The 22,190-nt window shown below is 72.2% G+C and carries 22 protein-coding genes; all 22 read right to left on the bottom strand.

Features of this window, described 5'->3' with window-relative positions; translation table 11 throughout:
* Positions 1 to 25: 25 nt before the first annotated feature.
* The 22 genes from rpe to ABH923_RS02605 all read right to left on the bottom strand — a co-directional run bounded on the left by rpe (position 26) and on the right by ABH923_RS02605 (position 22,185).
* Complete coding sequence (rpe, locus tag ABH923_RS02500) at positions 26 to 685, bottom strand: ribulose-phosphate 3-epimerase (protein WP_370053711.1); 660 nt, start codon at positions 683 to 685, stop codon at positions 26 to 28.
* A 24-nt stretch (positions 686 to 709) separates the two neighbouring features.
* A complete protein-coding gene (locus tag ABH923_RS02505) occupies positions 710 to 2,158 on the bottom strand; it encodes an RsmB/NOP family class I SAM-dependent RNA methyltransferase (RefSeq protein WP_370053712.1) in 1,449 nt (482 codons plus the stop codon).
* On the bottom strand, positions 2,155 to 3,063 hold the full coding sequence (gene fmt, locus ABH923_RS02510) for a methionyl-tRNA formyltransferase (RefSeq protein WP_370053714.1): 909 nt from the start codon (positions 3,061 to 3,063) through the stop codon (positions 2,155 to 2,157). Before fmt ends, ABH923_RS02505 begins: the two co-directional genes overlap by 4 nt.
* 155 nt (positions 3,064 to 3,218) lie before the next feature.
* Entirely contained in the window at positions 3,219 to 5,234 is a 2,016-nt protein-coding gene (locus tag ABH923_RS02515) for a primosomal protein N' (RefSeq protein ID WP_370053716.1), read from the bottom strand.
* Positions 5,235 to 5,236: 2 nt separating this feature from the next.
* Complete coding sequence (gene metK / locus ABH923_RS02520; protein ID WP_370053717.1) at positions 5,237 to 6,430, bottom strand: methionine adenosyltransferase; 1,194 nt, start codon at positions 6,428 to 6,430, stop codon at positions 5,237 to 5,239.
* A 59-nt stretch (positions 6,431 to 6,489) separates the two neighbouring features.
* Complete coding sequence (locus tag ABH923_RS02525) at positions 6,490 to 7,773, bottom strand: bifunctional phosphopantothenoylcysteine decarboxylase/phosphopantothenate synthase (RefSeq protein WP_370057263.1); 1,284 nt, start codon at positions 7,771 to 7,773, stop codon at positions 6,490 to 6,492.
* A 108-nt stretch (positions 7,774 to 7,881) separates the two neighbouring features.
* On the bottom strand, positions 7,882 to 8,142 hold the full coding sequence (gene rpoZ / locus ABH923_RS02530; protein ID WP_370053719.1) for a DNA-directed RNA polymerase subunit omega: 261 nt from the start codon (positions 8,140 to 8,142) through the stop codon (positions 7,882 to 7,884).
* Positions 8,143 to 8,237: 95 nt separating this feature from the next.
* Positions 8,238 to 9,170 (bottom strand): guanylate kinase, encoded by a 933-nt coding sequence (gmk, locus tag ABH923_RS02535; protein ID WP_370053721.1) that lies wholly within the window; start codon positions 9,168 to 9,170, stop codon positions 8,238 to 8,240.
* Positions 9,163 to 10,032 (bottom strand): orotidine-5'-phosphate decarboxylase, encoded by an 870-nt coding sequence (gene pyrF / locus ABH923_RS02540; RefSeq protein WP_370053722.1) that lies wholly within the window; start codon positions 10,030 to 10,032, stop codon positions 9,163 to 9,165. Before pyrF ends, gmk begins: the two co-directional genes overlap by 8 nt.
* Complete coding sequence (gene carB / locus ABH923_RS02545) at positions 10,029 to 13,310, bottom strand: carbamoyl-phosphate synthase large subunit (protein WP_370053724.1); 3,282 nt, start codon at positions 13,308 to 13,310, stop codon at positions 10,029 to 10,031. Before carB ends, pyrF begins: the two co-directional genes overlap by 4 nt.
* Entirely contained in the window at positions 13,310 to 14,479 is a 1,170-nt protein-coding gene (gene carA, locus ABH923_RS02550) for a glutamine-hydrolyzing carbamoyl-phosphate synthase small subunit (protein ID WP_370053725.1), read from the bottom strand. The genes carB and carA overlap by 1 nt, the downstream gene beginning before the upstream one ends.
* 1 nt (position 14,480) lies before the next feature.
* Positions 14,481 to 15,005 (bottom strand): hypothetical protein, encoded by a 525-nt coding sequence (locus ABH923_RS02555; RefSeq protein WP_370053726.1) that lies wholly within the window; start codon positions 15,003 to 15,005, stop codon positions 14,481 to 14,483.
* Positions 14,998 to 16,326: a dihydroorotase gene (locus ABH923_RS02560; RefSeq protein WP_370053727.1), complete on the bottom strand. Its 1,329-nt coding sequence runs from the start codon at positions 16,324 to 16,326 to the stop codon at positions 14,998 to 15,000. The genes ABH923_RS02555 and ABH923_RS02560 overlap by 8 nt, the downstream gene beginning before the upstream one ends.
* Positions 16,323 to 17,297, bottom strand: coding sequence for an aspartate carbamoyltransferase catalytic subunit (locus ABH923_RS02565; protein WP_370053729.1), 975 nt, complete (start codon positions 17,295 to 17,297; stop codon positions 16,323 to 16,325). The genes ABH923_RS02560 and ABH923_RS02565 overlap by 4 nt, the downstream gene beginning before the upstream one ends.
* Positions 17,294 to 17,863 carry a bifunctional pyr operon transcriptional regulator/uracil phosphoribosyltransferase PyrR gene (pyrR, locus tag ABH923_RS02570; protein WP_370053731.1) on the bottom strand — a complete coding sequence of 190 codons (570 nt, stop codon included), beginning with the start codon at positions 17,861 to 17,863 and terminating at the stop codon, positions 17,294 to 17,296. Before pyrR ends, ABH923_RS02565 begins: the two co-directional genes overlap by 4 nt.
* A 90-nt stretch (positions 17,864 to 17,953) precedes the next feature.
* A complete protein-coding gene (locus ABH923_RS02575) occupies positions 17,954 to 18,670 on the bottom strand; it encodes a DsbA family protein (protein ID WP_370053733.1) in 717 nt (238 codons plus the stop codon).
* Positions 18,667 to 19,089, bottom strand: coding sequence for a transcription antitermination factor NusB (gene nusB / locus ABH923_RS02580; RefSeq protein WP_208039424.1), 423 nt, complete (start codon positions 19,087 to 19,089; stop codon positions 18,667 to 18,669). Before nusB ends, ABH923_RS02575 begins: the two co-directional genes overlap by 4 nt.
* The gene (efp, locus tag ABH923_RS02585) at positions 19,089 to 19,652 is read right to left on the bottom strand and encodes an elongation factor P (protein ID WP_370053735.1); all 564 of its coding nucleotides are present in this window, start codon (positions 19,650 to 19,652) and stop codon (positions 19,089 to 19,091) included. The genes nusB and efp overlap by 1 nt, the downstream gene beginning before the upstream one ends.
* Before the next feature lie 100 nt (positions 19,653 to 19,752).
* Positions 19,753 to 20,190 (bottom strand): type II 3-dehydroquinate dehydratase, encoded by a 438-nt coding sequence (locus ABH923_RS02590; RefSeq protein WP_370053736.1) that lies wholly within the window; start codon positions 20,188 to 20,190, stop codon positions 19,753 to 19,755.
* A 5-nt stretch (positions 20,191 to 20,195) separates the two neighbouring features.
* Positions 20,196 to 20,585, bottom strand: a complete 390-nt coding sequence (locus ABH923_RS02595; protein ID WP_370053738.1) for a hypothetical protein — start codon at positions 20,583 to 20,585, stop codon at positions 20,196 to 20,198.
* Positions 20,585 to 21,664 carry a 3-dehydroquinate synthase gene (gene aroB, locus ABH923_RS02600; protein ID WP_370053740.1) on the bottom strand — a complete coding sequence of 360 codons (1,080 nt, stop codon included), beginning with the start codon at positions 21,662 to 21,664 and terminating at the stop codon, positions 20,585 to 20,587. Before aroB ends, ABH923_RS02595 begins: the two co-directional genes overlap by 1 nt.
* Positions 21,661 to 22,185 carry a shikimate kinase gene (locus tag ABH923_RS02605; protein ID WP_370053741.1) on the bottom strand — a complete coding sequence of 175 codons (525 nt, stop codon included), beginning with the start codon at positions 22,183 to 22,185 and terminating at the stop codon, positions 21,661 to 21,663. The genes aroB and ABH923_RS02605 overlap by 4 nt, the downstream gene beginning before the upstream one ends.
* Between the last annotated feature and the right edge of the window lie 5 nt (positions 22,186 to 22,190).

The following is a 22,190-nucleotide window of genomic DNA, read 5'->3' on the forward strand; positions in this document are numbered from 1 at the left end:
CCGACACCGGTCGGCGGCGCCGCCCTCAGTGGGTGTGCGCCGCCACCGCGGCCCGCAGGCCGGCGATCCGCTCGGCCGGCTCGCCGCGGAAGACGCTCGACCCGGCCACGAACGTGTCGGCGCCGTTCTCCGCCGCCGTCACGATGGTCTCCTCGGTGATCCCGCCGTCCACCTGCAGCCAGACGTCGAGGCCGCGGGCCTCCACCGCCTCCCGCAGCGACCGCAGCTTGGGCATGGTCTCCGTCATGAACGACTGGCCGCCGAAGCCGGGCTCCACGGTCATCACGAGCACCTGGTCGAACTCCGGCAGGAGGTCGAGGTAGTTGTCGGCCGACGTGCCGGGCTTGAGCGCGATCCCGGCGCGGGCGCCGATGGCGCGCAGGCGCCGCGCGAGGGCTACCGGGTCGGCAGCGGCCTCGGCGTGGAAGGTCACCGAGTAGGCGCCGAGCTCGGCGTAACCGGGGGCCCAGCGGTCGGGGTCGTCGATCATCAGGTGTACGTCGAGCGGGATCGGGCTGACGTCCTGGATGCGCCCCACCATCTGCGGGCCGAAGGTCAGGTTCGGCACGAAATGGTTGTCCATGACGTCCACGTGCACCAGGTCGGCCGTGGCGATGGCGCCGAGGTCCCGCTCCAGGTTCACGAAGTCGGCCGCCAGGATGCTCGGGTTGATGCGCGTCGCCATGCCTCCAGCCTATTGGTCGGAGGCCTATTGCTCGGAGGCCTCTGGCGCGGAGGCGTCGCCGCCCGCCTTCTCCAGCACGGCGATGAACATCGCGTCGGTCAGGTGGCGGTGCGGCCAGAGCTGGACGAGGTCGGCGTCGCCCGCGAGGTCGAGCCGCTCCTCGGCGACGGACTGCACGATGTCGGCCGTGCCCACCGGCCGCAGGGCGCGGTGCCGGTCGAGGGCGTCGGCGACGATCGCGCGGGTCTCCGCGACGTGGGGCGAGCAGGTGATGTAGGCCAGCAGGCCGCCCGGCTTGAGCGCGGCCACCGCGGAGTCCAGGAGCTGCGTCTGCAGTGCGGTCAGCTCGGCCACGTCGCGCGGGGTCTTGCGCCAGCGGGCCTCCGGGCGGCGTCGCAGCGCGCCGAGGCCGGTGCACGGCGCGTCGAGCAGGATGCGGTCGAACGCCTCCGGCTCCTCCGCACCGATGCCGACGCCGTCGCGCTCCCAGACCGGTACGTCGAGCGGCACGGCGGCGAGGGCGCGGCGGACCAGCTCGGCACGGGCGGGCACGACCTCGTTCGCGACCAGGGTCGCGCCGCCCGCGAGCGCCTCGGCGGCGAGCAGCGCCGCCTTGCCGCCCGGGCCGGCGCAGAGGTCGAGCCAGCGCTCCCCCTGCTGGATGGGCCGGGCGCGCGTGAGCGCGAGCGCGGCGAGCTGGGAGCCCTCGTCCTGCACGCGGAGCCGGCCCTCCGCCCCGGTGACGAGCCCCTGCGGGTCTCCCCCGCCCGCGGTGAAGCCGACGGGCGAGAACCGGTCGGGGCGCGCGCCCTCCGGCGGCTCGGCGAGGCCGGGCAGCGCGACCAGGTTGACGCGGGGCGCGGTGTTGTCGGCCTCCAGCAGCGCTTCGAGTTCGTCGCCGCGGCCCTCGGACTCCAGGGCGCGGTGGAACGCGCGCACGATCCAAGCCGGGTGTGAGCTGAGCGCGGCGAAGCGCTCGTCGTCGTTCTTCGCGTCGGCCAGGACGCGCACACGCCACTCCTCCGGCGTCGAGCGGCCGATCTCGCGGAGCACGCCGTTGACGAAGCCGGTGCCGGAGCGGCTGCCGACCTGGCGGGCGAGCGCGACCGACTCGTTGACGGCCGCGTGCGACGCCACCCGGGTCGACAGGAGCTGGTGCGCGCCGAGCCGCAGCACGTCGAGCAGCGGCGGGTCGATCTTGTCGACAGTGCGGCCGGCGGCGCGGGCGATCACCCGGTCGTAGTAGCCCTGCATCCGCAGGGTGCCGTAGGTCAGCTCCGTGGCGAGCGCGGCGTCGGCGGGCGACAGACCCGCCCGGGCGATGCGGCCGGGCAACAGGAGATTGGCGTAGGCGTCCGACTCGCGGACGGCCGAGATGACGTCGAGCGCGACCTTGCGGGACGGCTGGACGCGGGTGCGCTCGGCGGCGCTGCGGCCGGGCTGGTTACGGTCGTTGCGGCGGTGGTCGCTCATGCCAGCACCGCCTCCCCGCCGGCGCCGCGCCACCAGTCGGCGGCGTCCATGGCGCGCTTGCCCGCGGGCTGTACCGTGAGGAGCTCGAGCGGGGTCGTCCCGGTGCCCACCTGGATGCGGCCCTCGGTCACGGCGACCACGCCGGCCGGGAGCGACAGGCCTGTAGCCGGGCGGGCGGCGTGGATCTTGAACCGCTCGCCGTCGAGGAGCACCCAGGCGCCGGGCTCCGGGGTCACGCCGCGCAGGCGCGCGTAGACCTCCTCCACCGGCCGGGTGAGGTCGAGGCGGGCGTCGTCGATCGTGAGCTTCGGCGCGAGCACCGGGTCGCCGGACTGCGGCACGGCCTCGGCGGTGCCGTCCGCCAGGGCGGCGACGGTGTCTATGAGCAGGGGCGCGCCCTCCTCGGCCAGGGTGTCGAGCAGCTCCCCCGCCGTCGCGTCGGCCGGGATCGGGCGGCGGAGCTCCGCGAACACGTCGCCGGCGTCCAACCCGGCGACGAGCTGGAAGACGGCGGCGCCGGTCTCGGCGTCGCCCGCCATGACGGCGCGCTGGACGGGCGCGGCACCGCGCCAGCGCGGGAGGAGCGAGAAGTGCAGGTTGACCCAGCCGAGCCGCGGGGTCGAGAGCAGCGGCTCGCGGACCAGGCCGCCGTACGCGACGATCACGCCGAGGTCGGCCTCCAGGCGGGCGACCTGGTCGGTCACGCCGTCGTCCAGCCGGTTGGCCTTGATCACCGGGAGGTCGAGGGCGGCGGCGGCATCGGCGACCGGCGACGGTGTCAGCACGCGCTTGCGGCCGAGCGGCGCGTCCTCGCGGGTGATCACGGCGGCGATGTCGAACCGCTCGGCCAGGGCGTTCAAGGAGGGGACGGCGACGGCGGGTGTGCCGGCGAAGACGAGTCGCATGTCAAGGTTCTTTCGGTCAGGTCCAGCCCCCGAGTCTACCCGCGCCGCCCTGCGCGCCCCCAGCACCCACCCCATCCCCGCCGAGGGGCACGTTGTTGTCACTTAGGGGCGCGAAAAGTGACAACGACGTGCCCCTCGGCGAGGAGAAGAGAGGGTTAGAGGATTTCGGGGTCGTCGAAGCGGACGCGGAGCGTCGGGGCGGGGCGGTAGCCGGGGCGGCCTCCCGGTGCCCGGCGGCGCTGCGTCGCGTTGCGCACGACCGTCGCCCGCACGGCCGCGGCCACGTCGGCGCCCTTCGCGTACTCGAAGCGCAGGATGACCCTGACCGTCTTCTCGTCGACCGCAGCCGGGCCGAGCACGTCGATCAGAAGTTCGGGGTCGACCGCCTTCAGCAGACCGTCGACCGCCTCCGCCGCCCCGGTCACCGAGGCCAGCCGCACGGCAGGCGGGAACCGGAGCTGACGGCGGTCGGCCAGCTCCTCGCGGGCGAAGTCGACCAGTCGGCCGGTCGCGAAGTCGCGGGCGAGGTCGCCGGAGACCCCGACGAGCACGGTCGGCGCGCCCGCGGCGGCCAGCACCGCGGCGCTCGTCCACCAGCGCAGGCAGTCCTCGGCGACGTGCAGTGTCTCCCTCGCCAGCATCCGCTCGCCGTCGAGCAGCAGCACCGCCTGGTAGCCGCCCTCGGCGATCGGCTCGGCGCCGCGCGTGGCGACCACGAGCGCGGGGGCGGAGCCGACGCGCTGCACCGGGTGGTCGCCATCCGCGAGGATCACGCGCGTGCCGGGGAAGGCGCGGCCCAGCTCCTCCGCCGTCCGACCGGAGCCCGGCGTCACCATCCGCAGCTTCGTCTGCTCGCAGCGCGTGCAGTGCCAGTCGGTCGCCAGCGCGCCGCACACGCCGCAGGACGGCGTCGCTCCTGCCCGGCGCTGGCCGAGCGGCCCGGTGCAGCGGGCGCAGCGCGCCGCCTGACCGCAGTTGGCGCACGACAGCACCGGCAAGTAGCCGGGACGGGCGACCTGGACGAGCACGGGGCCGCGCGGCCTCCCGCTCTCGCCGCTCAGCGCGTCCCTCGCGGCCCGCCACGCGGACGACGGAATGCGCGCGGCGCGGGCGGCGGGCTCGTCGGCGAACTGGTTCGCGGTCAGCACGACCTTGGCCGCGTGCGCGCGCTCCGGCCCGAGGTCGCGCAGCCAGCCGAGGTCGACCAGTCGCTGCGCCTCGACGCTGCGCACCAGCCCGCTCAGCACGAGGGCGCCGCCCTCCAGCTCCTGCCGGACCAGCGCGGCGTCACGCGCGTGCACGTACGGGCTGAGCGGCTCGGCGAACAGCGGGTCGCTGTCCTCCCACACAGCGACGAGGCCCAGCCGGGCGGCGGGAGCGTAGACCACCGAGCGGTTGCCGATGACGATGCGCGGGCCGGAGAGCGCGGCGAGGAACCCCTTGTACCGCTCCGGGTTGGACTGGGAGGCGTCGGCGCGGACCACCGCGGCCGCGGGGGCGATCGCCGCCAGCGCGGCCGCGAGCTGCTCCAGGTCGCGGTGGTCGGGCACGGCGACGATGGCGGTGCTGCCCGCGCGCCAGGTGGCGGTCGCGAGCGCGGCGAGCGTGACCGCCCACTCGCCGACCCAGGTGCCGTCCGGGAGCCTGCTCAGCCGCGGGATCGGCCGCAGCGCGATGCGCTCCCCCGCCGCGACCGCGGCCTCCAGAGCGCCGGCGACGTAGCCGCGGACCGGGAACGCCGGCGGCTGCGCCTCGCCCGGCGCGGGAGCGGAAGCGGAAGTGGCAGCGCCCGCCTCCCGCGCCGCCAGCCACGCCTTCTCCACCCGCACCATGCGCGGCGGCACGGCGAGCCGGAGGATGTCGCTCGCGGTCCCCGCACTGCGGTCGGCGAGCCTGCGGGCGAGCCGCCACACCGGCTCGGTGAGCACCGGCACCGGCGACACCACGGCCTCCAGCGGGCTCAGCGTCCCGGAGAAGGCCTCATCGGGCTCGGCGAGCTCCACCAGGTAGCCGTCGGCCACCCGTCCCGCCGAGCGCAGCGGTACGCGCACGCGCACGCCGGGGACCGCCTGCTCCGCGAGCTCGTCCGGAACGCTGTAGTCGAACAGGTGGTCGAGCTGCGGGAGCGGCGAGTCCAGGGCCACACGGGCGACCGTGGCGGCCGCCGGCACGGCTACAGCCCCGCGGCGGAGCGCAGGTCGTCGACGCGGTCCAGCCGCTCCCAGGTGAAGTCGGGGAGGTCGCGGCCGAAGTGGCCGTAGGTCGCCGTCTGCGCGTAGATCGGCCGGAGCAGGTCGAGGTCGCGCACGATCGCGGCCGGGCGCAGGTCGAACACCTCGCGGATGGCGCGGATGATGCGCTCGTCCGAGACGGTGCCGGTGCCGAACGACTCCACGTAGAGCCCGACCGGGGCGGCCTTGCCGATCGCGTACGCGATCTGCACCTCGAGCCGCTCGGCGAGGCCCGCCGCGACGGCGTTCTTCGCGACCCAGCGCATCGCGTACGCGGCCGACCGGTCGACCTTCGACGGGTCCTTGCCGGAGAACGCGCCGCCGCCGTGCCGGCTGGCGCCGCCGTAGGTGTCGACGATGATCTTGCGCCCGGTGAGCCCGGCGTCGCCCTTGGGCCCGCCGATCTCGAATCGGCCGGTCGGGTTGATGAGCGTGCGGATGTGCGCGGTCTCCAGCCCGGCGGCGTGCATGACCGGGGCGATGACCTCCTCGACCACCTCGGCCTGGAGCTGTTCGCTGGAGACGTGCGGCGCGTGCTGCGTCGAGAGCACGACGGTCTCCACCGTGCGCGGCGTGTGGCCCTCGTAGCCGATCGTGACCTGGGTCTTGCCGTCCGGGCGGAGGTAGTCGAGGGTGCCGTCCTTGCGTACGGCGGCGAGGCGCTCGGCCAGGCGGTGCGCCAGCCAGATCGGCAGCGGCATGTACTGCAGCGTCTCGGTGGTGGCGAAGCCGAACATGATGCCCTGGTCTCCCGCGCCCTGGCGGTCGAGGTCGTCGGTGCTCTGCTCGGTGCGCGACTCGAAGGCGTTGTCGACGCCCTGGGCGATGTCGGGCGACTGCGCGCCGATCGAGACGGACACGCCGCACTGGGTGCCGTCGAAGCTGACGTCGGAGGAGTCGTAGCCGATCTCGACGATCTTCTCGCGCACCAGCGCGGGGATCTCGACGTAGCCCTTCGTCGTCACCTCGCCTGCGACGTGGACCAGCCCGGTGGTGACCAGCGTCTCCACGGCGACGCGGCTGTGCGGATCGACCGCGAGCAGCGCGTCCAGGATGCTGTCGGAGATCTGGTCGCAGATCTTGTCGGGGTGACCTTCCGTGACCGACTCCGACGTGAAGAGGCGCAGATCTGCCATTGTTCTCCTTGATCGCGGCATGGAGGTACGGCCAGGGATGCCGTGGCCCTGGTCGTCGACTAGACGACGACGTCCAAGATACGGTCGGCCACCGACAGCTTGCTCCCCGAGGCCTCCATCACTATATCGCCGCCCCTGCGGAGGACCACGACCTCGTTGCTCTCCGTTGCGAAGCCCTGCTCCCAGCCGACCTGGTTGAGGACGAGGAAGTCGCTGCCCTTGGCGGCGAGCTTGGTGCGGCCCAGCTCGATGAGCGTCGACGGGTCGGGCTCGGTCTCGGCGGCGAAGCCCACGACGACCTGGCCCTCGCGCTTGGCGGCGGAGAGGCCGGCGAGGATGTCCGGGTTGGCGACCAGTTCGAGCGTGAGGGTCTGACCGGCCTCGGACTTCTTGATCTTGGAGTCGCGCATGACGGCGGGCCGGTAGTCGGCGACAGCGGCCGTCATCACGACCAGGTCGGCGGAGCGCGCGGCCTCGGTGACGGCCTCCTGCAACTCCAGCGCGGTCTGCACCTGGACCAGCTCGACGCCCTCCGGCGGCTCGACCTCCAGGTGCGCGGCGATCAGGACGACTTCGGCGCCGCGGGCCTGGGCCGCCGCCGCGACGGCGACGCCCTGCCGCCCGCTCGACCGGTTGCCGAGGAAGCGCACGGGGTCCAGCGGCTCCCGGGTGCCGCCCGCGGTCACGACGACGCGCTTGCCCGCGAGGTCCACGCCTCCGCGCGGCCGGCGGGAGGCCTCGTTGGCCCGGCGGCGCTCGGAGAGCACCACGACGTCGGCGACCGGCTCGGGCACAGCGGAGACCGCGAGGCGCGGCGAGATGCCGGCGGCGCGCAGCGCGGCGCGCACGATGACCTCGGGCTCCTCCATGCGGCCGGGGCCGGAGTCGGCGCCCGTGAGCTGGCCGGAGGCCGGGCCGACGACGGTGACGCCGCGGCTGCGCAGGGTGGCGACGTTGGCGACCGTTGCCGGATTGCGCCACATCTCGGTGTGCATCGCCGGCGCGACCACCAGCGGGGCGGTGGAGGCCAGGACGGTGTTGCCGAGCAGGTCGTCCGCGATGCCGGCGGCGAGCTTGGCCAGGGTGTTCGCCGTCGCCGGGGCGATGACGATGAGGTCGGCGGACTGGCCGATGGCCACGTGCCGCACCTCGGCGACGCCTTCGTAGAGGTCGGTCGCGACGGGGTTGCGGCTGATCGCCTCCAGGGTCGGACGGCCCACGAACCGCAGCGCGGCCTCCGTCGCCACGACGTGCACCGAGTGCCCTTCGAGCACCAGCGCGCGGATGACCCCGACGGCTTTATACGCGGCGATGCCGCCGGTCACTCCGACGACGACGGTCAATCGTGGGCTCACGGCGGCATCTCCTCCAGCCAGCGGGACACGGTCCCGGCTGTGGTCGTTCTCTTGCGCTCGGTCGGCGGCTCTCTGTCTGCCGGATGTGGCGGGAGGTTACTCCGCGGCCAGCGGCTTGATGACGAGCTTGTCCTCGTTGATCTCGTGGAGCGCCACCGAGAGGGGCTTGTCGTCGACGGAGGAGTCGACCAGCGGGCCGACGTTGTCGAACAGGCTGCCCTCGTGCAGGTCGGCGTAGTAGTCGTTGATCTGGCGGGCGCGCTTGGAGGCGAAGATGACCAGCGCGTACTTGGACTCGACGCGGGCCAGGAGCTCGTCGATGGGCGGGTCGATGATGCCGTTGTTCGTGGTCGCCATTGCGGTAACCCTCTCTGTTGTGCTTCCGGGCCTCGCGGAGTCGAGACGCGGAGAAACTGCGGTAAAGCGCCGATCCCGGCGCGCACGATTCTGGTCTACGGGCGCGACGGCGCCACGCGGACCTTCATCAAGTCTACGACCTCCCGGGCGGCCTCAGCGACCGTGTGGTTGACCACACGGTAATCGAACTCGTCCTGGGCGGCCAGTTCCACCTTCGCGGTCTCCAGCCGACGCTGCTGCTCGGCGGCCTCCTCGGTGCCGCGCCCGATCAGCCGTCTGACCAGCTCGTCCCAGGTCGGCGGCAGCAGGAAGATCAGCCTGGCCTCCGGCATGGACTCGCGCACCTGCCGGGCGCCCTGGAGGTCGATCTCCAGCAGGACGCTCCTGCCCTGCTCCAGCGCTGCCTCGATCGGCCCGCGCGGCGTGCCGTAGCGGTAGGCATTGTGCACGGTGGCGTGCTCCAGGAGCTCGCCCTCCTCGATCATCCGGTCGAACTCGGCGTCGTCGACGAAGTAGTAGTTGACGCCGTCCACCTCGCCGGGCCGCGGCGCGCGCGTGGTCGCGGAGACCGACAGCAGCACCTCCGGGTAGTTCTCCCGGATGTAGGTGGAGACCGTGCCCTTGCCGACGGCGGTCGGGCCGGCCAGCACGACGAGCTGCTGGCGGCGGCGGCCGGCGCGGTTCTCGCGCTCGATCAGGAACTCGCGGAGCTTCAGCCGCTGGTGCCTGCCGAGGCCGCCGAGCCGCTTGGCCGGCGAGATGGCGAGGCGCTGCAGGGCCTCCTGCATCTTCGTGGTCCCGATCGCGGGCACGCTCAGCAGGAACTCGGTGACCCGGAGCCGGCCCTCCACGCCCTCGGGCGCGGCGGTCGCGTGGTCGAGCACGACCAGCGGCGAGACCTCGCGGGAGGCGATGGCGTTCTTCACGGCAGCGCGCGCTCGGCGGGCGGCGACAGCGGCCGCTGACGCGGCGGTCCGGTCGACCTCCGGCGGTGCGGGGCGGCGGGAGGCGGTGGTCGGCTCAGCCATGACTGGTGCGCACCTCCTCGGCGCGACGGGCGACGGCCTCGGCCAGTCCACCGGGGCCGGCGGTCAGCAGCCCGCGGGACTCGCTGACGATCACCCCGGGCGCGAACGCCCCGAAGATCGCGTGCACGTCGGCCACCCGGGCGCCCTGGTGGCCGAAGCCGGGCGCCAGCACAGGGACGGTCGGCGCGACGGCGGTCGCGGTGTCGATCCCGTAGTCCCCCAGCGCGACGGTGGCGCCGAGCACCAGGCCGACCGTGCCGAAGGGATGCGGGGGCTGCTCCTGGTTGAACGCGTGCACGTCTTCGATGATCGCACGGGCGACCGTCATCCCGGCACGGGCCCCGTCGGCGACGACCGCCTTCTGGATGGCCGCGGCCTCCGGATTGGACGTCGCCGCGAGCACGAACAGGCCCTTGCCTGCCGCCTCGGCGAGTCGCATCGGCTCGGCGATCGAGCCGACGCCCTGGAAGGCGGCGATCGTCATGGCGTCGGCCTCCAGGGGCGAGCCAGGGGTCAGCCACGCCTCGGCGTACGCCGCGACACTCGTCCCGATGTCGCCGCGCTTCGCGTCCGCGATCACCAGGAGCCCGGCGTCGCGCGCCGCGCGGATGACGCCCTCCAGCGCCGCGTAGCCCGCGGACCCGTAGCGCTCGAAGAACGCCACCTGCGGCTTCACGATCCCGGCCCGGCCGGCGGCGGCCTCCACCACGCGCAGTCCGAACGCGCGCACGCCGGCGGCCGAGGCCTCCAGGCCCCAGTCCGCCAGCAGGTGCGCGTGCGGGTCGATGCCGACGCACAGACGGCCGTGCGCGTCGAACGCCGCGGCCAGCCTGCCGCCGAACGACACCGAGGTCCCCGTCACGCGCGCGCGGCCCTCTGCAGCGCGTACTCCTGCAGCGACGTCACCTCGAAGCCCTCGCGCACCGCGTCGAGCGATGCGACGGCGGCACTCAGCTCGGCGATGGTCGTGAACAGCGGCTTGTCGCCGGCCACGGCAGCGGCGCGGATCTCGTACCCGTCGGCACGGGCGGAGCGGCCGCTCGGCGTGTTGATGACGACGTCCACCTCGTTGCGGGTGATGAGCCCGACGACCGAGTCCTCCTCCGGCGCCTCGCTGAACTTGCGCACGATGCCCGCCTCGATGCCGTTGCGGTTGAGCACCTCGGCGGTGCCCTCCGTTGCGACGATGTCGTAGCCGAGCTGCTTCAGCCGCAGCACCGGGAGGACGATCGCGCGCTTGTCGCGGTCGGAGACCGAGACGAAGACGGTGCCCTCCAGCGGCATGCCGCCGTAGGCCGCGGCCTGGCTCTTGGCGAACGCGGTCGGGAAGTCGCGGTCGATGCCCATGACCTCGCCGGTCGAGCGCATCTCCGGGCCGAGCACCGAGTCGACGATCTTGCCCTCGCGGGTGCGGAACCGCTTGAACGGCAGCACGGCCTCCTTCACGGCGACCGGCGAGTCCATCGGGATGATGGAGCCGTCGGTCTCCGGCAGCAGGCCCTCCTCGATCAGGCCGGTGACGGTGTCGCCGACCATGATCCGCGACGCGGCCTTGGCGAGCGGGATGCCCAGCGCCTTCGACACGAACGGGACGGTCCGCGACGCGCGCGGGTTGGCCTCCAGCACGTAGAGCACGCCCGCGCCGATCGCGAACTGCACGTTCAGCAGGCCGCGGACGCCGATGCCCTGGGCGATCTTCAGCGTCGCCTCACGCACGCGATCGATCTCGCGGCGGCCCAGCGTGATCGGCGGCAGCGTGCAGCTCGAGTCGCCGGAGTGGATGCCGGCCTCCTCGATGTGCTCCATGACGCCGCCGATGTAAAGCCGCTCGCCGTCGTAGAGCGCGTCGACGTCGATCTCGATCGCGTCGTCCAGGAACCGGTCGACCAGCAGCGGGTGCGATGGCCCGACGATGCCCTGACCCGCGACGCGCTCGAAGTAGTCCGCGAGCGAGGCGGTGTCGTAGACGATCTCCATGCCGCGTCCGCCGAGCACGAAGCTGGGGCGCACGAGCACCGGGTAGCCGATCTGCTCCGCGGCGTGCGCGGCGCTCGGGAAGTCGATCGCCGTGGCGTTCTTCGGGGCCAGCAGCCCGGCGCTTTCGAGGATCCCGGCGAACAGGCCGCGCTCCTCCGCCAGGTCGATGGCCTCCGGCGTGGTGCCGAGGATCGGGACGCCCGCCGCCTCCAGGCCCTTGGCGAGGCCGAGGGCGGTCTGGCCGCCGAGCTGCACGACGACGCCGACCAGCTCGCCGGACTGCGACTCGGCGTGGATGACCTCCAGCACGTCCTCCAGCGTCAGCGGCTCGAAGTACAGGCGGTCGGAGGTGTCGTAGTCGGTCGACACGGTCTCCGGGTTGCAGTTGATCATGATGGTCTCGAACCCGGCGTCGTGCAGCGCGAACGAGGCGTGCACGCACGAGTAGTCGAACTCGACGCCCTGTCCGATGCGGTTCGGGCCGGAGCCGAGGATGACGACCTTGCGGCTGTCGCTCGGGGCGACCTCCGTCTCCTCGTCGTAGCTGGAGTAGTGGTACGGCGTGAGCGCAGGGAACTCGCCCGCGCAGGTGTCGACCGTCTTGTAGACCGGGCGGACGCCGAGGATGTGCCGCACCTCGCGCACGTCGGCCTCGCCGAAGCCGCGCAGCTCGCCGATCTGAGCGTCCGAGAAGCCGTGGTCCTTGGCGTAGCGGAGCGTGTCGGTGTCGAGCGTCTCCGCGTCGCGGATCTGCTCGGCGACCTCGTTGATCAGGACGATCTGGTCGATGAACCAGGGGTCGATCTTGGTCGCTTCGAAGACCTCCTCGGCCGTCGCGCCCAGGCGCAGCGCCTGCTGCACGTCCACGATCCGGCCGTCGGTCGGGGTCGCGATGGACTCCAGCAGCTCCTGGACCGTGCGGGACTCCGCGCCCCAGTGGAACGACGAGCCGCGCTTCTCCAGCGAGCGGAGCGCCTTCTGCAGCGCGCTCGTGAAGCTGCGGCCGATCGCCATCGCCTCGCCCACCGACTTCATGGTGGTGGTCAGCGTCGGGTCGGCGGCCGGGAACTTCTCGAACGCGAACCGCGGCACCTTGACGACGACGTAGTCGAGCGTCGGCTCGAAGCTCGCTGGGGTGACCTTGGTGATGTCGTTCGGGATCTCGTCCAGCCGGTAGCCGATCGCGAGCTTCGCGGCGATCTTCGCGATCGGGAAGCCGGTGGCCTTCGACGCCAGCGCCGACGAGCGGGAGACGCGCGGGTTCATCTCGATGACGATGATCCGGCCGTTCTCCGGGTCCACCGCGAACTGGATGTTGCAGCCGCCGGTGTCGACGCCCACCGCGCGGATGATGTCGATGCCGATGTCGCGCAGCTTCTGGTACTCGCGGTCCGTCAGCGTCAGCGCGGGCGCGACGGTGATGGAGTCGCCGGTGTGCACGCCGACCGGGTCCACGTTCTCGATCGAGCAGACGACCACCGTGTTGTCGGAGGTGTCGCGCATCAGCTCGAGCTCGTACTCCTTCCAGCCGAGGATCGACTCCTCCAGGAGCACCTCGCTGGTCGGGCTCTGGTGGATGCCGTCGCCCGCGATGCGGCGCAGGTCCTCCGGCGTGTAGGCGAAGCCCGAGCCGAGGCCGCCCATCGTGAACGAGGGGCGGACGACGAGCGGGTAGCCGAGGTCCTCGGCGAACTCCAGCGCCTCCTCGACAGTGTGCGCGATGTGCGAGCGCGCCACCTCCGCGCCGGCGGCGACCACGAGCTCCTTGAAGATCTGGCGGTCCTCGCCCTTCTGGATCGCCTCGAACTTGGCGCCGATCAGCTCGACGCCGTACTTCTCCAGGATGCCGTGCTCGTGCAGCTGCATGGCCGCGTTGAGCGCGGTCTGGCCGCCGAGGGTCGGCAGGATCGCGTCCGGCTTCTCCTTGGCGATGATGGTCTCGATGACCTCCCAGGTGATCGGCTCGACGTAGGTCGCGTCGGCGAAGTCGGGGTCGGTCATGATGGTGGCCGGGTTGGAGTTCACCAGGATGACGCGCACGCCCTCCTGCTTGAGCACGCGGCAGGCCTGGGTGCCGGAGTAGTCGAACTCGCAGGCCTGGCCGATGACGATCGGGCCGGACCCGATGACCAGGACGGAGTGGATGTCGTCGCGCTTGGGCATCAGTCGGTGCCTTCCTGGGTCTCATCGTCGGTGGCGCCGTTCTCACGCTTCCGGATCATCTCGATGAACCGGTCGAAGAGGTAGTTGGCGTCGTGCGGCCCTGCGGCCGCCTCCGGGTGGTACTGCACGCTGAACGCGTCGATGTCGAGGCAGTTCAGGCCCTCTACGACGTTGTCGTTGAGGCTGAAGTGGCTGACCTCCACCGTGCCGAACCCGGCCGGGGAATCGAAGGTCGCGTCGATCGGCGCCTTGACCGCGAAGCCATGGTTCTGCGCGGTGATCTCCACGCGGCCGGTGCGCTTGTCGAGCACCGGCTGGTTGATCCCGCGGTGGCCGAAGGGCAGCTTGTAGGTGGTCAGGCCGAGCGCGCGGCCGAGGAGCTGGTTGCCGAAGCAGATGCCGAAGTACGGCAGGCCGGCGCGCAGCGTCTCCTGGAGGAGCGCGACGTGCTTGTCCGAGGCCTGCGGGTCACCCGGGCCGTTCGAGAAGAACAGCGCGGACGGATTCAGGCTGAGCACGTGCTCGGCCGTGACCTGCTGCGGGAGGACGTGGACATCGAGCCCGCGCGCGGCCAGGTTCTCCAGGGTGGACTTCTTGACTCCGAGGTCGAGGACCGCGACAGAGCCGATGCGCTCGCCGACCGCCGGGACCGTGTACGGCTCGACGGTGGAGACCTCGGCCGAGAGGTTGCGGCCGGCCATCTTCGCGCCGGACTGCACCAGCTCCAGCTGCTCGGAGTCGCTCAGCCCGAAGTCGTCGCCGGAGAAGATGCCGGAGCGCATCGCGCCCGCCGAGCGGATGTGACGGGTGACGGCGCGGGTGTCGATGCCGCTGATGCCGACGACGCCCTGCTCCACGAGGTCGTCGTCGAGGCTGCGCTGGGCGCGGAAGTTGGAGACGACCCGGCTGGGCTCGCGGACGACGAAGCCGTCGACCCAGATCCGTCGGGACTCCATGTCCTCGTCGTTCGTGCCGGTGTTGCCGATGTGCGGCGCCGTCATGAGGACGATCTGGCCCGCGTACGACGGGTCGGTGAGGGTCTCCTGGTAGCCGGTCATGCCGGTGGCGAAGACCGCCTCGCCGAGCGTCCGCCCGCGGGCGCCGTAGGCCCGGCCCACGTAACGCTTCCCGTCTTCGAGGACGAGCACGGCAGGTTCTGCTGCGGCCACGTCACACCTCGCTTTCGTTCGTTCCCTCGGGCGTTCCGCCCGGGAGGATGTCTTCGACGGCCGCGGTCAGCAGACCGCGCCCGGCCGGGTCCACGACCCGGAAGTAGCTGTCGGCGGACGCGCCGCCGCTGGTGGTCCAGCCGAGCCGGAGCAGGCCGTCCCGCTCCACGACCCGGTCGATGGTGACCGTCGCCGCGCCGACGCCGGTGAGCGCCGTCGCCGGAATGAACACGGGGGGCTCCCCCGTGACGCGGAGCTGCACGCCGTCTCCGGAGACCTCCACGGTGCCGCGGCCTCGATACGACAGCCCGGGCAGCGCCAGGCGCTCCAGCGGCTCGCCGGCCTTGGTCGTGGCGACGTAGAGCACCTCGGAGGAGGCCGTGACGGCCGTCGGGCTCTCCGGCGCCGGGTACCCGCCGCCGGCGGGGGCGTCGCGGCGGATGCGACGGCGCCAGCCGACCAGCGCAAGCGCGAGCACCACGATGACGACGAGGAGGATGCCGATGGTCGGCAGGAGCTTATCCACGGGCCGCCTCCAGCTCCTCGACCACGGTGCCGTCGAGCACGGTGGCGTAGCCGCGGTGGAAGGTCGCCACCACCCGTCCCGGCAGCGTCATCGACAGGTAGGGCGAGTTGACGCCCTTGCCTGCGAGGTCCCCGGTCGAGAACTCCCGCGAGGCGGCCGGGTCGTAGAGGAACAGCTCGGCCGGCGCGCCGGTCTCGAGCGGGAGGCCGTGGCCGTCCAGCCGGCCGATGCGGGCCGGGGCCGCCGAGAGCACCCGGGCGATGTCCGTCCAGCCGAGGAGGCCGTTGTCGACCACCGAGGCCTGCACGACCGAGAGCGCGGACTCCAGCCCGACCATCCCGAACGCGGCGGCGTCCCACTCGCAGTCCTTGGACTCCACCGGGTGCGGCGCGTGGTCGGTCGCGACGATGTCGATCGTCCCGTCCGCGAGGCCCGCGCGCAGCGCCTCCACGTCCTCCGCACGGCGCAGCGGCGGGTTGACCTTGTAGCGGGCGTCGTAGCCGGAGGCCAGCTCCTCGGTCAGCAGCAGGTGGTGCGGCGTGACCTCGGCCGTGACGTCGACGCCGCGCGCCTTCGCCCAGCGGATGACGTCCACCGAGCCGGCGGTCGACACGTGGCAGACGTGCAGGCGCGAGCCGACGTGCTCGGCGAGGAGCACGTCGCGGGCGATGATCGACTCCTCGGCGACGGCCGGCCAGCCGGTCAGGCCGAGCTCGCCCGAAAGCGCGCCCTCGTTCATCTGGGCGCCCTCGGTGAGCCGCGGCTCCTGCGCGTGCTGGGCGATCACGCCGCCGAACGCCTTGACGTACTCCAGCGCGCGGCGCATCAGCAGCGGGTCGGAGACGCACTTGCCGTCGTCGGAGAAGACCCGCACCCTGGCGCGGGAGTCGGCCATCGCGCCGAGCTCGGCGAGCCGCTCCCCCGCGAGTCCGACGGTCACGGCGCCGATCGGCTGGACGGTCGCGTAGCCCGCGGACTCGCCGAGCCGGAGCACCTGCTCCACGACGCCGGCGGTGTCGGCGACCGGGGAGGTGTTCGCCATCGGGAACACCGCGGTGAAGCCTCCCGCCGCGGCGGCGCGCGTGCCGGTGAGGACCGTCTCGCTCTGCTCGTAGCCGGGCTCGCGCAGGTGCGTGTGCAGGTCGACCAGGCCCGGAAGGGCGATCAGGCCGTCCGCGTCGATCACGGTCGCGCCCGTATCGCTCGCGGCACTGCCGGTGGCCGCGATCCGGCCGTCGGCGAGCAGGAGGTCGGTGCGGGCGCCATCGGCCAGAGTCGCGCCGCGGATCAGGTACTTCTGGGTCATCACGCTCTCACTCATCGCACACCGTCATTCGTCTGCTGGCCGTCCCTGTCTCCTCCGGAGAGCAGCAGATACAGTGCCGCCATTCGCACGGACACGCCGTTGGCGACCTGCTCCCGCACCGTCGACCGCGGCGAGTCGGCGGCGGCCGCCGAGATCTCCAGCCCGCGGTTCATCGGTCCCGGGTGCATCACAATGCTATCGGCCCCGAGCCGGCCCAGCCGTTCGTCGTCCAGCCCCCAGCGCCGCGCGTACTCGCGCTCGGAGGGGAAGTAGGCCGCGTGCATCCGCTCGCCCTGGATGCGCAGCATCATCACGACGTCGGGCTCGGCGTCGATCGCCGCGTCCAGGTCGTAGCCGATCGCGGCCGGCCAGCTCGACACGTCGACCGGCAGCAGGGTGGGCGGCGCGACCAGGGTCACCTGCGCGCCGAGGGTCTGCAGCAGCCACACGTTGGAGCGGGCGACCCGGGAGTGCAGGATGTCGCCGACGATCGTCACGGTCACGCCGTCGAGGTCGTGTCCGCGCGAGGCGCGGCCGTGCAGCCGGCGTCGCATCGTGAAGGCGTCGAGCAGCGCCTGGGTCGGGTGCTCGTGGGTGCCGTCGCCGGCGTTGAGCACGCCCGCGTCGATCCAGCCGCTGGTCGCGAGCGTCTGCGGGGCGCCGGAGGCGCTGTGCCGCACGACGACCGCGTCCGCGCCCATCGCCGCGAGCGTCTGCGCGGTGTCCTTCAGGCTCTCGCCCTTGGAGACGCTGGAGCCCTTGGCGGAGAAGTTGATGACATCCGCCGAGAGCCGCTTCGCCGCCGCCTCGAACGAGATGCGCGTGCGGGTGGAGTCCTCGAAGAAGAGGTTGACGACTGTCTTGCCGCGCAGGGTCGGCAGCTTCTTGACCTCGCGGTCCTGCACGTCCGCCATGTCCTCGGCGACGTCGAGCAGGGTGATCGCGTCGTCCCGCGAGAGGGTCTTGGTGCTGAGCAGGTGCCTCATGCCCCGGCCTCCTCGATCGTCCGCGACTCTTCGATGGTCACCGACTCCTCGCCGTCGATCTCGTCCAGCCGCACGAAGATGCGCTCGGAGGCGGCCGACGGAAGGTTCTTGCCGACGAAGTCCGCCCGGATCGGCAGCTCGCGGTGCCCGCGGTCGACCAGCACGGCGAGCCGGACGGCCCGCGGCCTGCCCAGGTCGCTGATCGCGTCGAGCGCGGCGCGGATGGTGCGGCCCGAGAAGAGCACGTCGTCCACCAGGACGACGGTCCGCCCGTCGATCGACCCCGGCAGCGAGGTGGGCTGCGGCGCCCGCGTGGGATTCCGGGACAGGTCGTCGCGGTACATCGTCACGTCGAGGGAGCCGACGATGTCGTCGGGCGACGCGACCGAGTCCGGCTCGATCCGCTGGATGTTCGCGGCGATCCGCCGGGCCAGCACGACGCCGCGCGTCGGGATGCCGAGGATCACCAGCTCGTTCGTTCCCCGGTTGGACTCCAGGATCTCGTGGGAGATCCGAGTCAACGCCCGGGCGATGTCAGCCTGTTGCAGCACGGTGCGCGCTGTCATGCCGACCTCCTTCCCCGCCTCACAGGACGGCTGTTAAAGGATGCCAATTGGGTCGAGCCTAGCAGGCCCGGCGCAGCTCACCGGCACAGCTCACCGGCCGAGGAAGCTCGCGAACTCCTTCTCGTCGCTGATCGAGCCGGTGTACTGCTTGCCGTTCACGAGCACTGTCGGCGTGCCCTGGATGTTGTCGAGCACTTTCTTGCCGTCCACCGTGATCGGTCCGCTCTGCGAGTGCGCGGTGTTCGCCTGCGCCCACGCCTGGTACGGCCCGCTGCGGTCGATGCAGCCCGAGATGTCGGTGATGCCGTGGTCCGTGGCAAGCGTGGCGAGCTGCTTGTCGGTCAGGCCGCTGGAGTTCTCCTCCGGCTGGTCCGCGAACAGCGCCTGGTAGTAGTCCAGCGTGCGCGCCGGCTCGTGTACGGCGACGCAGGCGAGCGCAGCCGACGCCCGGGTCGAGTATCCGGTGCCGTTCGACGCGCGGTCCAGGAAGGTCAGCGGGTGCAGGCGGAGCGTGATCGAGCCGTCCTTCACCGCGTTGGCCAGCGTCGTGCCGTTCGACTTCTCGAACGCGCCGCAGACCGGGCACATCGGGTCGAACCAGAGGTCGACCTTCTTCGGGCCGGAGCCGGCCGAGACGTAGCCGCCGTCGAAGTTCGCGACGCCATCGATGCCCGTGGCCGGCTTGGCGGTCGCGACGGGGACGTTAGAGTTGCCGCCGAGGAGCGAGCAGGACGCGACGCCCGCGGTCACCGCGACCGCGAGCACCGCTGCGGCGACGATCCGGCGCAGCCGGCCCGTCGCGGTCATGCGCGCTGCGGGCGGTTCTGCGCGATCTTCGCGAGCAGGCCGTTCACGAAGCCGGCCGAGTCGTCCGTCGACAGCACGGTCGCGGCCTCCACGGCCTCCGAGATCGCGACGCCGTCCGGCACCTCGTCGTTGAACAGCAGCTCCCACACGCCGATGCGCAGGATGGCGCGGTCCACGGCGGGCATGCGCGCCAGGGTCCAGCCCTGGGCGTACGTCTCGATCTGCTCGTCGATCTCGTCCTGGTGGTCGATCACGCCGTCCACGATTTCGCGGGCGTACAGCCAGGAGGCCTCACGCGTCGGCTCGTTGGCCGCGCGCTCCGCCTCGGCCGCCAGGGCCTGCGGCAGGGTGAGCTGCCGCAGGTCGGCGCTGAACAGCACATCGAGGGCGCGCTTGCGCGCCTTGGTCCTGGCGCTCACTAGTCGTTGACGCGGCCGAGGTAGTCGCCGGTGCGGGTGTCGACCTTGACCTTGGTGCCGGTCTCCAGGAACAGCGGGACCTGGATCTGGTAGCCGGTCTCCACGGTCGCCGGCTTGGTGCCGCCGGTGGAGCGGTCGCCCTGCAGGCCGGGCTCGGTGTAGGTGATCTCCAGGACGACCGAGGCCGGGAGCTCGACGTAGAGCGGCGAGCCCTCGTGCAGCGCGACGGTCACGTTCTGGTTCTCGAGCATGAAGTTGGCGGCGTCGCCGACGACCGGGCCGGTGATGGTGAGCTGGTCGTAGTCGCTGGTGTCCATGAAGACGAAGTCGGCGCCGTCCTGGTACAGGTACTGGTACTCGCGGCGGTCGACGTTGGTGATGTCGATCTTCGCGCCCGCGTTGTAGGTGCGGTCGACGGTCTTGCCGGTCGTGACGTTCTTCAGCTTCGTGCGGACGAACGCTCCACCCTTGCCCGGCTTGACGTGCTGGAACTCGATGACGCTCCAGAGCTGTCCGTCGATGTTGAGGACGATGCCGTTCTTGATGTCAGCGGTCGATGCCATGCGGGAGTTCCATTCGGTTTGCGGAAGTTACGGGTGGGATCGGCGCCCCTCGCCGTCCACGACGGGCCCCGGCGTACGGAGCCCCAGAAGATTCTAGACGTCAGCGCGCGTTTCGGCGAATGAACGCCAGTGCGAGGCGATACGACTCGAAGCCGAACCCGGCGATGACGCCGGTGGAGACGGCGCTGATGACGCTGGTGTGCCGGAACTCCTCGCGGGCGTGCGGGTTGGACAGGTGCACCTCGACGACGATGCCGCCGGCCTTCGTCACGAGCGACACGGCGTCGCGCAGCGCGTACGAGTAGTGCGTCCACGCGCCCGCGTTCAGGATGACCGGGGCGCCGGAGTCAGCCGCCTCGTGCAGCCAGCGCAGCAGCTCGCCCTCGACGTCGGTCTGGCGGAGGTCGATGTCCAGCCCGGGAGCGTCCGCGGCGAGCTGGGCGCGGAGGTCGTCGAGCGTCCCCGCGCCGTACACGTCCGGCTCGCGGGTGCCGAGCCGGCCGAGGTTGGGACCGTTCAGGACGAGGACGGAAGTCATGCCGCTCACCCTACCGGCGCCTCGCCGTCGGTGAGCGGACGGACGCGCACCGCCGACCAGACGTCGTCCACGGCCACGTTGCTGATCGGCCGCCAGCCGTACGCGCCGGCCTCCCGGATGAACGTGTCCCGGTTGAAGTCGGCCCTGCCGCCCTTCGGGTACAGGAACCAGACAGCGCGGGCGCCGGACAGCGCGGGCAGCTCGGTCTGGAACTGCGTCATCAGCTCGTCGCGGGTGCGCACGAACGTGATTGCGACAGCAGCGTCGGCCGGCGCCACCTCGGTCACGCCGTCGGGCAGCGCGCCGATCGCTGCGCGCTCGTCCGCTCCTGCGCCCACGAGACTCAGGGCGTCGCCCTCCTTCAGGAGCAGCTTCTGAGCGATCGTCTTGGCCATCAGGAGCCGATCTCCTGGTAGGCGGCGAACAACAGGCTCTGGTCGGGACCGGCGAGCACAGTCGGCCGGCCGATGTCGTCCAGCACGATGAACCGCAGCAGGCTGCCGCGCGCCTTCTTGTCGCGCTGCATGCTCGCCAGCAGCGTCTGCCAGCGGCCGAGCGGGTAGCTCGTCGGCAGGGTGAGCGACTCCAGGATGCGGCGGTGCCGGTCGACGGCCTCGTCGCTCAGCCGCCCGCTCAGCCGGCCGAGCTCGGCGGCGTAGACCATCCCGACGGAGACCGCCGCGCCGTGCCGCCACTGGTAGCGCTCGGCGTGCTCGATCGCGTGGCCGAGCGTGTGGCCGTAGTTGAGGATCTCGCGCAGGCCCTGCTCGGTGAAGTCCTCGCCGACCACCCGCGCCTTGATCCCGATGGACAGCTCGACCAGGCGGCGGAACTCCGGCGACTCCGGGTCGGTTGCGACGTCCACGTCCCGCTCGATGATGTCCAGGATCTCCGGCTCGGCGATGAAGCCGTACTTGACGACCTCGGCGAAGCCCGCGAGCAGCTCGTTGCGTCCGAGGGAGGTGAGCGTGTCGAGGTCGCAGACCACGGCGGCGGGAGCGTAGAACGCGCCGACGAGGTTCTTGCCCTCGGCGGTGTTGATGCCGGTCTTGCCACCGACAGCGGCGTCCACCATCCCGAGCACGGTCGTCGGAACCTGGATCAGCTTCACGCCGCGCAGCCAGGTCGCGGCGACGAAGCCCGCCAGGTCGGTGACGGCGCCGCCGCCGAAGCCGATCACCGCGTCCGAGCGGGTGAAGTCGGCCTGGCCCATGATGCCCCAGAGGAAGGAGGCGACCTCGACGCGCTTGGCGGCCTCCGCGTCCGGGACCTCGGCGAGCAGCACCTCGTATGTGCCGAGCAGCGACTCGCGCAGTTCGGCCGCCGCGGCGCCGAGCGTGGCGGGGTGGACGACGAGTACCTTGCTCACGCCGGTGCCGAGGTGCGCTGCGAGGTCGAACCGGAGGCCGCGGCCGACGACGACCGGGTACGGGCTCGCCCCCGCGACGAGGATCTCGGTGGGCTGGTCGGTCATGACTCTCCTTGTTCGGTGCTCTGGCCGTGTTCGGTGCGGCCGCTCTCCACCCAGCGGGCGATCTCCTCCACGATGGTGTCGATCGGCCGGGTGGACGTGTCGGCGGTGTAGTCCGCCAGCGACTCGTAAAGCGGGGTGCGCGCCGCCACGAGCCGTTTCCACGACTCCAGGTCGGTGACCAGCGGGCGCTTGCGGTTGGTGATCCGGGCGGCGATCGCCTCGGCCCGCACAGTCAGCAGGACGACCCGGGTCGCGGCCAGGTCGGCCTGCGTGTCCGGGTCGAGCACTGCTCCCCCGCCCAGCGAGACGATGCCCGGCCGGCCGACCGCTTCCGCGACCGCTGTGCGTTCCAGCGCCCGGAAGTACGGCTCGCCGTGCTCCGCGAAGATCTCCGCGATAGCGCCGTGGTCGGCGACCACGACGGCGTCGGTGTCCACGAACGACAGTCCCAGCCGCTTGGCCAGGCGCTTGCCCACGCGCGTCTTGCCCGCCGCCGGCGGGCCGATCAGGACGATCGTCACGGGAC

Source organism: Leifsonia sp. EB41, from assembly GCF_041262565.1.
Taxonomy (GTDB): Bacteria; Actinomycetota; Actinomycetes; order Actinomycetales; family Microbacteriaceae; genus Leifsonia.

Coding starts and splice junctions, on each gene's coding strand:
- ABH923_RS02505 (WP_370053712.1), bottom strand. CDS start 2,158: ATGAGCGACCACCGCCGCAACGACCGTAACCAGCCCGGCCGCAGCGCC.
- efp (WP_370053735.1), bottom strand. CDS start 19,652: ATGGCATCGACCGCTGACATCAAGAACGGCATCGTCCTCAACATCGAC.
- gmk (WP_370053721.1), bottom strand. CDS start 9,170: ATGGCTGAGCCGACCACCGCCTCCCGCCGCCCCGCACCGCCGGAGGTC.
- ABH923_RS02595 (WP_370053738.1), bottom strand. CDS start 20,585: ATGGCCAAGACGATCGCTCAGAAGCTGCTCCTGAAGGAGGGCGACGCC.
- ABH923_RS02590 (WP_370053736.1), bottom strand. CDS start 20,190: ATGACTTCCGTCCTCGTCCTGAACGGTCCCAACCTCGGCCGGCTCGGC.
- rpe (WP_370053711.1), bottom strand. CDS start 685: ATGGCGACGCGCATCAACCCGAGCATCCTGGCGGCCGACTTCGTGAAC.
- ABH923_RS02565 (WP_370053729.1), bottom strand. CDS start 17,297: ATGAGGCACCTGCTCAGCACCAAGACCCTCTCGCGGGACGACGCGATC.
- fmt (WP_370053714.1), bottom strand. CDS start 3,063: ATGCGACTCGTCTTCGCCGGCACACCCGCCGTCGCCGTCCCCTCCTTG.
- metK (WP_370053717.1), bottom strand. CDS start 6,430: ATGGCAGATCTGCGCCTCTTCACGTCGGAGTCGGTCACGGAAGGTCAC.
- carB (WP_370053724.1), bottom strand. CDS start 13,310: ATGCCCAAGCGCGACGACATCCACTCCGTCCTGGTCATCGGGTCCGGC.
- rpoZ (WP_370053719.1), bottom strand. CDS start 8,142: ATGGCGACCACGAACAACGGCATCATCGACCCGCCCATCGACGAGCTC.
- ABH923_RS02560 (WP_370053727.1), bottom strand. CDS start 16,326: ATGAGTGAGAGCGTGATGACCCAGAAGTACCTGATCCGCGGCGCGACT.
- pyrR (WP_370053731.1), bottom strand. CDS start 17,863: ATGACAGCGCGCACCGTGCTGCAACAGGCTGACATCGCCCGGGCGTTG.
- aroB (WP_370053740.1), bottom strand. CDS start 21,664: ATGACCGACCAGCCCACCGAGATCCTCGTCGCGGGGGCGAGCCCGTAC.
- ABH923_RS02575 (WP_370053733.1), bottom strand. CDS start 18,670: ATGACCGCGACGGGCCGGCTGCGCCGGATCGTCGCCGCAGCGGTGCTC.